The organism is Pseudomonas sp. PDM22 (assembly GCF_014851965.1).
In the GTDB taxonomy this organism is placed as follows: domain Bacteria; phylum Pseudomonadota; class Gammaproteobacteria; order Pseudomonadales; family Pseudomonadaceae; genus Pseudomonas.
In genome coordinates this window covers 32,452-44,538 of record NZ_JACVAR010000008.1, presented here as the reverse complement: position 1 = coordinate 44,538, position 12,087 = coordinate 32,452, and the positions used below count along the sequence as shown (strand labels likewise).

The 12,087-nt window shown below is 66.8% G+C and carries 11 protein-coding genes; 5 read left to right on the top strand and 6 right to left on the bottom strand.

The genetic code is table 11. The features are described 5' to 3' along the window. Positions 1-65 precede the first annotated feature (65 nt). Both IB255_RS25100 and IB255_RS25095 read right to left on the bottom strand, forming a co-directional pair. On the bottom strand, positions 66-500 hold the full coding sequence (locus IB255_RS25100) for a DoxX family protein (protein WP_017517576.1): 435 nt from the start codon (positions 498-500) through the stop codon (positions 66-68). 142 nt (positions 501-642) lie between these two features. Further along, positions 643-2,067 (bottom strand): transglycosylase SLT domain-containing protein, encoded by a 1,425-nt coding sequence (locus tag IB255_RS25095; protein ID WP_192211017.1) that lies wholly within the window; start codon positions 2,065-2,067, stop codon positions 643-645. 224 nt (positions 2,068-2,291) lie between these two features. Here IB255_RS25095 and IB255_RS25090 point away from each other — a divergent pair, with 224 nt between their 5' ends. From IB255_RS25090 to IB255_RS25070, 5 genes are all read left to right on the top strand, one after another. Beyond that, entirely contained in the window at positions 2,292-3,092 is an 801-nt protein-coding gene (locus tag IB255_RS25090) for a TatD family hydrolase (RefSeq protein WP_192211016.1), read from the top strand. 137 nt (positions 3,093-3,229) lie between these two features. Beyond that, positions 3,230-4,708 carry a methyl-accepting chemotaxis protein gene (locus IB255_RS25085; RefSeq protein ID WP_081518657.1) on the top strand — a complete coding sequence of 493 codons (1,479 nt, stop codon included), beginning with the start codon at positions 3,230-3,232 and terminating at the stop codon, positions 4,706-4,708. Between the two features lie 115 nt (positions 4,709-4,823). Next, positions 4,824-5,183 carry an Mpo1-like protein gene (locus IB255_RS25080; protein WP_138214842.1) on the top strand — a complete coding sequence of 120 codons (360 nt, stop codon included), beginning with the start codon at positions 4,824-4,826 and terminating at the stop codon, positions 5,181-5,183. A 145-nt stretch (positions 5,184-5,328) separates the two neighbouring features. Further along, positions 5,329-5,775, top strand: a complete 447-nt coding sequence (locus IB255_RS25075; protein ID WP_225595016.1) for an oxidoreductase — start codon at positions 5,329-5,331, stop codon at positions 5,773-5,775. Beyond that, a complete protein-coding gene (locus IB255_RS25070; RefSeq protein ID WP_412548136.1) occupies positions 5,775-7,352 on the top strand; it encodes a diguanylate cyclase in 1,578 nt (525 codons plus the stop codon). The genes IB255_RS25075 and IB255_RS25070 overlap by 1 nt, the downstream gene beginning before the upstream one ends. Before the next feature lie 11 nt (positions 7,353-7,363). On the opposite strand, the gene IB255_RS25065 is transcribed toward IB255_RS25070, so the two are convergent. The 4 genes from IB255_RS25065 to IB255_RS25050 form a co-directional block, all read right to left on the bottom strand. Next, complete coding sequence (locus IB255_RS25065; RefSeq protein ID WP_081518660.1) at positions 7,364-8,164, bottom strand: acyl-CoA thioesterase; 801 nt, start codon at positions 8,162-8,164, stop codon at positions 7,364-7,366. A gap of 112 nt (positions 8,165-8,276) precedes the next feature. After that, a complete protein-coding gene (locus tag IB255_RS25060; RefSeq protein ID WP_081518661.1) occupies positions 8,277-9,047 on the bottom strand; it encodes a CHAD domain-containing protein in 771 nt (256 codons plus the stop codon). A gap of 68 nt (positions 9,048-9,115) precedes the next feature. Further along, complete coding sequence (locus IB255_RS25055; RefSeq protein ID WP_192211014.1) at positions 9,116-11,131, bottom strand: DUF3488 and DUF4129 domain-containing transglutaminase family protein; 2,016 nt, start codon at positions 11,129-11,131, stop codon at positions 9,116-9,118. Continuing rightward, positions 11,128-12,081, bottom strand: coding sequence for a DUF58 domain-containing protein (locus IB255_RS25050; protein WP_192211013.1), 954 nt, complete (start codon positions 12,079-12,081; stop codon positions 11,128-11,130). Before IB255_RS25050 ends, IB255_RS25055 begins: the two co-directional genes overlap by 4 nt. Positions 12,082-12,087 lie beyond the last annotated feature (6 nt).

Below are 12,087 nucleotides of genomic sequence, written 5' to 3'. Positions count from 1 at the left end.
AAAAGGGCGGACACCTTGGGTGTCCGCCCTTTTTCGTTACCGGCTTTCTGCTACTGCCTTGGCGATCAGCTGGACAGCTTGCGGTCCAGGGAGAACGGGCCGGCGCCGCTGATCAGCAGCGCGACGCTGATCATGATCAGGGTGAAGGCGTATTCGAAGCCGTTGGCGGTGATGAAGAAGCCGTTGGCCAGGTGCACGCTGAACACGGCAACCAGCATGGCGACGATCAGCGGGATGCTCGCCAGGCGGACCAGCAGGCCAAGGACCAGGGCCAGGCCGCCGAAGAATTCGGCGCTGCCGGCCAGAGCGGCCATCAGGTAGCCAGGGGTCACGCCGAGGGATTCCAGCCAGCCCGCCATGCCTTGCAGACCCGGGCCACCGAAGGCGCCGAAGAGTTTCTGCGAGCCGTGTGCCATGAAGGTCAGGCCGGTGGTGATACGCAGTACAGCGATGCCGGCGCCGGCGTTGGTGGTCAGGATGGATTTGATCAGCGAGTTCATGGTGCGTCCTTATGGAAGCTCGAGTGGGAGCGAAGGGTTGCGTAGGAAGTGGGTGACAACCGTGGTTGCTTGGCGATCACTATATCCAGTTTTTCCGATATCAAAAGCGCAAAATAGCGCTAATAACTATCGAATAAACCGATTACTTCTTGATTGCCGCCACGCTTTCACGTGGCTCGAGGCCATCACGTTCGCGCTGATATGCAAGATAGTACTTGTTGACGCTGCTGACGTAGTTCACCACGCCCATGCCCAGTTGCTCGGCCGCCACGCGCTCGACCTGGAAGAACCACTGGTTGGGGTTAAGGCCCTGGCGCTTGGCCTCCGCGCGCAGGCTTTGCACCCGCTCGGGACCGGCGTTGTAGGCAGCAAGAACGAAGGCCATGCGGTCACGTTCATTGATGCGCGGGCTGGAGAAGAAGCGCTTGCGCAGCATCGCCATGTAACGGCTGGCGGCCTGCACATTGCTGTCCTTCTGGTGCACGGTATCCACGCCCACGGCGCGGGCCGCCGCCGGGGTGATCTGCATCAGCCCGGTAGCGCCGCCAGCGCCGCGCGCGCTGGCATTGAGATTGGATTCCTTGAAGGCCACGGCGGCCAGCGCCAGCCAGTCGACCTTGTTCTGCTCGGCGTAGCGTTGCAGGGTCGGGCGCACGGCTTCCAGGCGCTTGCGGTCAGGCACGACCAGCGGATTGCGCACCTGGTACGCGCGGCGATAAAGGCGCTGGAAGGCCACGTCCTGGTCCGCCGGCGCGCGGTAGTCCTTGAGGAAGCGGTTGACGCTGGCACGCAGCATCGGCGCGTCGCGGCGCACGTACCAGGCCATCGGCTCGCTGTTGTCCAGCACCAGATGACGGTCCACGCGCAGCTTGGTGAAGACCTTGCTCCAGCGCTCGGCGATGGGTTGCTCGACCACGGTGTAGTTGAAGATGCCGGCCTGGACCATCTCCAGCACATCTTCCACGGCCAGGGAGGAATCGGTCCACTCCAGCACCAGCGGTGCCATGCGCTTCTGCGCCAGACGCTCGTTGACCTTGCGCACGGCCTCGCCAGCGGCGCTGCCGGCCGGCAGGGTGATGGTGCGGCCGGCGAGCTGCTCCAGGCGCACGAACTTGCGGTTGCCCTGCTTGGTCACCAGCACCAACGGCACGTCGGCCTTCCACGGCAGGCTGGGGCTGACGTTCTGGCCGTCGCGGGCCAACAGGACCTCCCCGGGCGCAACCAGATCGCCTTCGCCGCGTTGCAGCGCGCCGAGCAATTGATCCTTGGCCTTGGGAATGAACTTGATGGTGAGCGGCTTGCGCCCCGGGGCGCTGTCGTTGAGGTACTGCTCGAAGGCACGCAGGCGGCGGTACTCGATACCAATCGGCTCGCCCTTGATTTCGCCGGAGCTGTTGCGGCTCTGGTTGACCAGAACCCGCAGGGTGCCGCCGGAACGAATGGTGGCCAGGTCGCGGGCGTCGCTGCTTTCCTGCTCCCAGTTTTCCGGCTGGGCCGTCAGGCGCGCGGCCGCCGGCAGTGGCGTCAGGGCCACGAGGCACAGCAGTAGCAGCAACAGTCGGGTCATCCAGCTCTCCGGGGGCTCGCACTCGGCGGTGGGCCGATTAGAGTGCGGTTTCGACCGGTAGTTCCCGGCCGCCAAGGGCGCGCAAGACTCTCACAGGAGGGGATAAACACCAACCCGAAACTTCCGATAGATCTTCGGAATATTCCTCAACCTGTTGTTTTTGAAGAATTTTCGTCAAAAAAGCGGCTTTTGCTATGCTCCGCTTCCGAACAAAGGGAACAAAAATGCAACTGATCGACATCGGCGTCAACCTCACCCACCCCAGCTTCGTCCCGGAACGTGAAGCGGTCCTCGCTCGCGCCATCGAGGCCGGCGTCGTGCAGATGGTGCTGACCGGGACCAGCCTGGACGACAGTGAACAGGCCCTGCAGCTGTGCCGGCAACTGGACGAAGACCAGCGTCTTTACTGCACTGCCGGCGTCCATCCGCACGAAGCCAGCCACTGGGACAGCGGCAGCGCCAAGGTTCTTCGCGGCCTGCTGGCCGAGGACCGGGTGAAGGCGGTCGGCGAATGCGGCCTGGACTTCAACCGCGACTTTTCGCCGCGCCCGCAGCAGGAGAAGGCTTTCGAAGAACAACTGGGCCTCGCCGTGGAACTGCAGTTGCCGGTGTTCATCCACGAGCGCGATGCGGGCGAGCGCCTGCTGGCGATCCTCAAGGACTTCCGCGACAAGCTGCCGGCCGCCGTGGTGCATTGCTTCACCGGCGAGCGCCGCACGCTTTATTCGTACCTCGACCTCGACCTGCACATCGGAATCACCGGCTGGATCTGCGACGAACGCCGGGGCACCCACCTGCAGGAACTGGTGCGGGAAATTCCCGAGGGCCGGCTGATGCTGGAAAGCGACGCACCTTATCTATTGCCGCGAACCTTGCGGCCGAAACCCAGGAATGGCCGCAACCAGCCAGCTTATCTGCCAGAAGTTCTGGCTTGCGTCGCCGAACATCGCGGCGAAAGCACCGAAGCAGTCGCGGCCCACACCACGGCCTGCGCGCGAGCGTTTTTCAACCTGCCGAAAATTTGAACCAACTCTCAAGATCGCGGCTCGTCGGCCGATAAGTCGGGGGCAGAAGGTGGCTTGATCGGTATCAATGGCCAACCTTCCCCCTTTTCACGACAATAATGGCGCCTTGCCATTATTTGACCGACAAGAAGAGATTTATGGCCGCCTGGATCCGCGATATTTCCCTCAAGTACAAATTCTGGGCCGTCAACGCGGTCGCCTTCGTCACCACCTTGCTGCTGGTCGTGTTCGCCATGCACCAGGAACTCGACGGGCGCAACCAGCAGGCACGCCAGGGTGCCGAAGCCCAGGCCCAGTTACTGAAGAACTGGCCGGCAGGCTCGGCACTGCCAACCTCGCCGAACCTCGTCACCTTTGCCAGCGGCAGCGCGCCGCAGATCAGCGGTGTCGACGGTTCCGCCCTCGCCCGCACCAGCGGCTGGGTTGACCTGAAGGGTGCACAGACCCGCAATGGCGCCCTGGCAGGCGCCTACGTGCAGGACATCGGCAACGGCCAGCGCGTCGCCGTACTCGCCCCCGGCGCCGATTTCTGGAGCGTCTTCGAGGACCGCGCCCTGCCCTTCGCCGGCGCCGTGCTGGTGCTGATGCTGGCCCTGCTGGCCGCCTCGCAGTTGCTGATCCGCTTCATCCTCACCCACCTGCTGACCCTGCGCGACGTGATGCTCCACGTGGAGAAGAGCGGCGACCTGGCCGCCCGTGTGCCGCTGGAAAGCCGCGACGAAGTCGGCCAGATGGCAACCGCCTTCAACGCCATGCAGGCCGGCTACCAGCGCGTGGTCGGCACCGTCGCCCAGGCCGCCGGACGCCTCGACGAAGGCGCGCGCAGCCTCGCCAGCAGCATGGGCCAGGTGCGCCAGGGCATGCTCGGCCAGCAGAGCGAGACCGACCAGGCCGCCACCGCCATCAACGAGATGTCCACCACCGTCCACCATATCGCCCAGCACGCCGCCGACACCCGCGACCAGTCGCAGGAAGCCGACCGCCTCGCCGGCAACGGCCAGCAGGTTGTCGGCCGGGTCGGCCAGTCCATTGCCGGTTTGTCCCAGGGCGTGCAGCAGACCGCCGAGATGATCCAGCAACTGGCCCAGGACAGCCACAAGATCAGCAGCGTGGTCAGCGTCATCCACGGCATCGCCGAACAGACCAACCTGCTCGCCCTCAACGCCGCCATCGAGGCCGCCCGCGCCGGCGAGATGGGCCGTGGCTTCGCCGTGGTCGCCGATGAGGTGCGCAACCTCGCCAAGCGCGTACAGGACTCCACCGACGAGATCACCCAGATGATCAACGCGCTGCAGTCCGGCACCCGCGACGCCGTGGAGTTCATGCAGGAAAGCTCGATCAAGGCCGACGGCTGCGTCGAGGAGGCCCGTGAGGCCGGCGAAGCGCTGGCGGCCATCGCCTCGGCCGTGGCGCTGATGCGCGAGAGCAACACGCAGATCGCCGTGGCCGCCGAGCAACAGAGCCAGGTGGCCGAGGAAATGACCCGTTCGGTCGTGGGCATCCGCGACGTCACCGAACACACCGTGCAGCAGACCGTCGATTCGGCCGGCACCAGCCACCAGCTGGCGGACCTCGCCGGCGAGCTCAGCCGTGCCATCCGCCAGCTGCGCCTGTAATCCCTATCGCCCACATAGCCTGCGCCCATTGGCGCGGGCTCCGGGGCAACACCTAGACTGCTGACATTCCGCCCACCTGCACTCAGGCGGGCTTTTCAGTCTCGGGAGCAGCACCATGGGCAAACGTCACCCCAACCTCCTCGCCTGGCAGTGGCAGGGCTACGCCGCCAACCACCGCAACCCGACCAATCTGGCGCTGCACATCATCGCCGTGCCGCTGTTCATCCTCGGCGCCCTGACGCTGCTCAGCGGGCTGTTCAGCCTGAGCCTGTCGGCGATCCTGCTGGGCGTGATCGGCATGGTCGCCTCCCTGGCCATCCAAGGCCGAGGTCACAAGCTCGAGGAGCAGGCGCCCGAGCCCTTCAGCGACCGCAAGGACGCCGTCGGTCGGCTGCTGGTCGAGCAATTCGTCACCTTCCCGCGCTTCGTCCTGAGCGGCAAATGGTGGCGCGCCTGGCGAAATCGCAACAGCTGAGCCGGCCATCACGGCAGGGCGCGGCATTTCGGCCATTCAAGTCCCTGGCAGGTTCGCCGATATAATCGTCGAGATTTCGTCACGAGCTGTTGAGATGTCGGCTTTTCGTCATTTTATTGGCATTCTGCTCTGCCTGTTTATTGTCATGCCCGCGCACTCAGCCCCGGATCCGGCGGCCGAGCGCACCGTGCTGACCATCGCAGTGAAGGACCAGCCGCAGCTCCTGCGCCATTACAGCCTGCGCGACCTCGAAGCGCTGCCGCAGACCGAGCGGCGCTCCATGCTCCCTGATGAATCCCAGGTCTATGGCTGGCAGGGCGTGCGCCTGAGCACCCTGCTCGCCGGTTTCGACCGTACCGATTCCCAGCGCCTGCGGGTCGAGGCGCTGAACGACTATTCCGCGCTGATTCCGCTAAGCGACCTCGACGCCTTCGACCCCATCCTCGCCTACCGCCGCGATGGCCAGGCCATCGGCATCGCCGAGCGCGGCCCGCTGTTCGTCATCTACCCGATGCTCGATCACCCGGAGTTGCGGACCCAGGTCTACTTCAACCGCACCGTCTGGCAGGTAAGCCGCATTACCCTGGAGTGATCGCCGTGCCCCCGCAGCCTCCCAGGCGGCGCTATCGCCGCCTGACCGTCATCATCCTCAGCGGCCTGATCGCTGCGCTGACCGCCGGCGCCGGTGCGGCGCTGCTGATGGTGCACCAGCACGTCCGCCAGCTGGCCCATCCCGACGCCCACAGCGAGCTGTGGCAGGCCTACCAGTTGCGCGCCGAGCTGGAACGCTCGCTGAACACTGCCCGCCAGGTGCTCGCTGGCAAGAGCGACAGCGATGCCCTGGCAACCCGCATCGAGGTGCTCGCCAGCCTCCTGCCGCCCCTGCGCACCACGCCTGTCTACCGCTACCTGGTGGAGCCGCGTCCGGAAGTGCAGGCGACGCTGGAGACGATCCAGCAGCTGAGCGACGCCTGGCTCCAGCGTGCCCCCTGGGGCCAGCCGGCGGCGGCGAAGGTGCTGGCCGGCGAGATGCTGCGCGAACTGCCCCCGCTGCTCGAACCCACCCATGAACTGGTGGTGGTCACCAACATCGCCCTGACCAACTACATGGACGCCGAACGCCTTGATCTGCAGCGCGCCTTCAACCTGCTGGCCTGGGTGCTCTTCGGCCTCGGCCTGTGCAGCGTGCTGCTGGCTCTGCGAGTGATCGCCAACTCGCGGCGCAAGCTGCAGCTCACCCAGCGCCTGCACGACCTCAACCAGTCGCTCGAGCAACGCGTCGAACAGCGCACCCAGGAGCTGAGCGAACGCAAGGCACTGCTGCGCTACATCCTCGACACCAGCCCCAGCGACGTGGCGCTGCTCAGTGACGAAGACTCCCGTGCCCATTACGTCAGCCCGCGCCTGTTGCAGCGCACCGGCATCCGCCCGCACGAGCCCTTCACCCTGCACCGCCTGTTCGATGACCCGGACGAGGAAGCGCGCTTCCGCCAGTCGCTGGCCGACAATGGCCAGTTGGACAGCTGGGAAACCCGGCTGGCGGGCAACCCCGCTTACTGGGCGATCGTCTGGGCGCGCAAGATGGAAGTAGAGGGCCGCCCCGCCTCGCTGGTGTGGAGCTTCGACATCAACCAGCGCAAGGCCATGGAACAGGAGCTGCGCCTGCTGGCCACCACCGACCCGCTGACCGGCCTGCAGAACCGCCACGCCTTCGTCAAACGCGGCGTCGCCCTGCTCAAGAGCGCGCAGCGCTATGACCGCCAGTGCGCGGCGCTGATGCTGGACATCGACTTCTTCAAGCCGATCAACGACAGCCACGGCCACGCCTTCGGTGATGCGGTGCTGCAGGCCGTAGCCAAGGAGCTGACGCAAGGGTTGCGCGAAGTCGACCTGCTCGGCCGCCTGGGTGGCGAGGAGTTCGCCGCGATCCTCCCGGAAACCGACCTGCAGCAGGCGCTGCAAGTCGCCGAACGGGTACGCAACAGCGTGCAGGCGCTGTCCTTCACCAGCGCGGACGGCAACCGCGTGCGCCTGACCCTGAGCATCGGCGTGGCCGAGCGACGCGAAGGTGAACTGCGCCTGGAAGACCTGCTGGCCCGCGCCGACCGCGCCCTGTACCGAGCCAAGGCCGGCGGGCGCAATCGTACGGAGACCGCGCCCGGTCTCTAGCTGGAAGGCTTCTAGCCGAAGATGGTCACCGTCTGCCGGCCGATTGCCAGGAGCTGGCCGTCCGCCGACCAGGTCTGCGCGGCGATGTGGCCGTAGCCATCGCGGGCATGTTCGATGGTTGCCAGGTACTGGCACCAGCCATTGGCCGGCATCGACGGCAGCGGCTGGACGAACTCCACGGTCCAGGTCAGCGAACTGGAGGGCGCCGGCGATTTCAGGTGCGGCAGGTTGGCCGGCGGCCAGGCATCGATCAGCGCCAGCAGGTGGCTGATCTCCATCGGTTCGTCGCCCACGTCATCACCACGAAAACGCATCCAGCCACCCATCTCGCGCTCGCGACTGGCCGAGAACGGCATGTGTCCGACGGCCCAGCGCATGGCGATATTCTGGGTGAAGGCCGGCATGATCTTGCGGATGTAGGGCAGCTCCTGGCAGTCCTCGATAGCCTTGAACGCCGGCGGCGGCAGGCCCTCCATCTGCACGCTGGATTCGCGCGCCACGCCGAAGCTGCCCTGGGCCAGCAGGACCACCTGGCCGTTCTGCACGGCGCGGCAGAACACCTGACTGACCGACTTGCCCTCGCGCAGGACTTCGGCCTCGAAACTCACCGGCACTTCCACCTCGATGGGGCCGACGAAGGTGATCGCCAGCGAGCGCACCGGCCGCCCCGCCTCGGCCACCGACGCCATGGCCTCGTAGGCCAGCGCCGCCACCAGGCCGCCAAAACTGGCGCGGCCCTGGGCCCAGGCGGCGGGAATGACGATGGACAACGGCGCAGTACGCACCGCCCGGAGCATTTCGCTGAAGGACATGATCGGACTTCCCTGAGGCTTCTGGAGAATGGCAACTGGCTGCGATCTTAGGGCCAGCGGCAGCCCCGGCAAACCATCCAAAGCCTTGTCCCTTGCAGGAAATGCCCGGTCATCAATGGCCTCTATGCAAGGCCTTCTCAAGGGCCTCCAGGCTCTCGTCAGCGAGGCGCTCGGCGAGGTCGTGGCGGGCATTCCAGTGCGGTTGCAGCGGCATAAGGTCCAGCTCGCGCTCGCTGCGGATCAGCCACTGTTCATAGTCATGCCAGTCGCCCAGGGCCGATTGCGCGTCCTTCAACGGCGCCAGCAGGCGTTGCGGCACGGCGGACTCCTCGGGATAGGCCTCCAGCGAATAGCGCACCCGCTTGATCAGCAGGCGCAGGCGATGACGGTCGTGGGCCGGGTCTTTCAGGGCGTCGCGCAGCTTCTGCCACTCCCGGGCCAGGCGCTTTTCCACCTTGCGGTGCAGGCCCTTGAGCACGCCGTGGCGCTCGGACGTGCGCCACAGCTGCGGCCAGCCGTCCAGGCGCATCATCAGGCGCTCCCACTGCGGGCTGGCAAGCAGCGTGGCGTAGCCGGAGATCAACGCCGGCCGGCGCAGCGCGGCGGCGCGTTCGTAGCCTTCGGCCTCCAGCACCGGCAGCAGCACTTCGAGGTCGCGCAGCGGGCCGCTGAGCCGGCCCATGTCGCCCAGCGCCTGTTCCAGTTCGTCGATACCGGGCATGCCGCGCACCGGGTGCAGCAGGCTGCGCAACCGGCGCACGGCGATGCGCAGGTCATGCAGCGCTTCCGGGTCGGACGCGGCCTTCAGGCGGGAAGACGCGGAGAACAGCGCAACCTCCTGCTCGATCAGATGGCTTACCAGGTAATCGCAGAAGGAGGTCACGGCAGGCTCCACTCAGAGAATGAAATATCAGGTTAGCCCCTGCCGACGCAGCAACAAGGGGCGCAATGTCACGTTCCTTTTCCGCGCGATAGCCGCAGGCGCCAGGGCAGCTCGCGGCGCAGGCGTGCCAGGTGCCCGCGCAGCTCGGCTGGCGACGCAGCCGCGCCGCCGTAACGCTGCTTTTCGAAGGCATCCAGGTAGCTGCGGATCGCCTGTGCATGGGCCGGCAACACTTTAATGGCACGCCGGCAGAAGTCCCTGCCGCCCTCCCCCGGCTCCCGGCGTACGCCCAGCGGCGCGAGCATCCGCTCGAAGCGCTGGAAGCTGCGCAACTGGACATCGGCGCTGCGTCGCCAGGGCTTGAACAACACCAGTGCCAGCAAGCCCAGCAACAGAGCGCCGCCGCCAACCAGCAGGGCGCCGCCCCATTGCCGGTCGAGCCCGCCGAACCAGTTTTTCAGCATGTCGCCCTGCTGCTCGGCCTGATAGCCCAGCACCCAGCGCTGCCAGCCGTAGTTGGCGTCGTCCCACGCCATGCGCAGCTGGTTGAGCAGCGCGAAATGGCGGTAGCGCAGGGGCGAAAACGGATCGGACTCCAGGAAGCTGCCTTCCTGGCTCAGCGCCGCCTCCAGCCCCTGCTCGATGCGTTCGGGCGCCACGGCGCCCGTCGGGTCGACCCGCGTCCAGCCCCGCCCCGCCTGCCAGTACTCGACCCAGGCATGGGCGTCGAACTGGCGGATCGCCAGGTAGTTGCCCGAGGTACTCGCCTCGCCGCCCTGGTAGCCGGTGACCACGCGAGCCGGAATACCGGCAGCGCGCAGGACGAAGGTCATGGCGCCGGCGTAGTGCTCGCAGAAGCCGGCGCGGGTGTCGAAGAGAAAGCCGTCGATGCGTTCCGGGCCGGCATCCGGCGGCCGGAGTGTGTAGCGGAACGGCTGCTCGCGCAGATGCTGGAGCATCGCCTGCACCAGCGCTGCCGGCTGCGGGTAGCGTTCGCGCAGTTGCTGCGCCCAGGCGCGGGCCCGTGGGTTGCCGCCCTGTGGCAAGGCAAGGTTGATCCGTTGCGCGCGGGCGGCGTCATCCGGCTCCAACTGTGCGTCCGGCCAGGAGGTGGCACGGTACATCAGCCCCTGGCGCACCGGCAGGCGTCGTTCCAGGTGGAAGTCGCTCATCATTCGCGCATCGCCCAGGCTGGTCTGCGCCACGTCGAGGCCGAACAGCCAGGGCCGGCCGTTGGGCTCCATGATCACCTGGTACTGCAACGGCTGGCCCCGCTGCTGCCATTGCGGCGGACGATCGCCACGCTGGAACGCGGTACTCCAGCGCACACCGTCGAAGCGCTCCAGGGTCAGCGCCCGCCAGTACAGCTGCGAACGCGGCGGCGGCTGACCGTCAAAACTCACCCGGAAAGCCAACGCGGGTGACTGGCTCAACTCGACCATGTCCCCTGGCGCCATGCTGTCGCTCAGCCCGGTCATGGCCTTGTCGCCCGGCATCGGCAGCGACCACAGCGGCCCCATCCGCGGGAACAGCAGGAACATCAGCAGCATCAGCGGCAGCGCCTGCAACAGCAGGCCGCCGGCCAGACGCAGGGTCGGCATCGGGCGCGCGGCGAAGCTGCTCTGCTGCAGGCCGATGGCCGCCGCCAACAGGGCCAGCACCGGCAGCAGGCTGAATGCGGCAGCGATGATGTCGTCCTGGAACAGGTAGCTGGTGGTCACGGCGAAGAATCCCAGCAGGATCAGCACCCAGGCGTCGCGGCGGGTCTTGAGCTCCACCAGCTTGACCACGAAGGCGGCGATCAGCAGCACCACGCCAGCATCCAGCCCGATCACCGAGCCACGGGAGAACCACACTCCTACCCCGGCCGCCGCCACCAGCGCCAGCTTGGCGACGCCGCTGGGGTAGTTGGTGCGCATGCGGAACACCTGGATGCGCCAGGCCGCACAGCCCAGCCAAAGCGCGACGATCCACAGTGGCAGGTGCTCCAGGTGCGGGATGATCACCACCGCCTGGGCTACCAGCAGCCAGGTGAGCGCGACCCGTGGAATCGGTTGGGTGGAAGCGGCGGCAGCGCTGCTCATCGCTTCGTCCCGTGCAGCGCCAGGGCGCGAAGGCAGGCATCGCGATGGGTATCGTCCAGGCCGACCGCCAGTTGCGCATCCGGCAAGCGCAGACCGAAGGGTTGCTGGCGCAGCGACAGCTGCAGAACCCAGAAACACAGGCGTGAAAGGCGCCCCTCGGTGTCGCCGCCCAGGCTGTTGAACTCCAGCCAGACGTTGCGCCCCGCCAGCGCCGAGAAGTCCTTCACCAGCAGGCCCTGGCCGCGCGAATAGGCCTTCCAGTGCAGACGCCGGCGCGAGTCGCCCGGCTGGTAGGGCCGCAGCCCCTGGTAATCGTCGACTCCGCGGCCGCTGGGACGCACACCCTCTTCGTCATTCTCTGCTGGCCCGCCTTCGAGCGGCAGGTCGCCGGGCTGCGGATGCGGGTAGACCAGCACCGACTGGTCCAGGTCCACCCAGCTCCAGGCCACCAGCAGCCCCAGCGGGAAACGGCTTTCCACGCGCAGGCGACCGGGGCGCAGCCAGCCGCGTCGCTGCGCCGTCGTCGTCAGCAGCACTTCTTCGGCATGCTCTGCCGTGACATCGGCAAACTGCATGCGCTCGGTTTCCCAGCCCAGGCCGATGGCCTGTCGGGCGCGCCCTTCGCCTTCCAGGCGCACGCGAAAAGCTGCCTGTTCGCCGACGAATACCGGCTGCGCGCCGAGCGCCGTCAGGCGCAGGCCGCCCAGGTTCCGATAGGTGTGCAGGATGGCGACGATGAACAGCGACAGCAGCAGGAAGGTCAGGCCGTAGGCCAGGCTGTTCTGGTAGTTGATGGCGGTGAGCAGCATCAGCAGCAGCGCGACGCCGAACGCCATCCCCTGCCGGGTCGGGATAATGAAGATACGCCGCTGGTTGAGCTGCAGCGATGGCGATGGCGGTATGCGCCGGGCTATCCAGCTCTGCCACAGCGGCCTGACCCTGACGAGCATGGCATG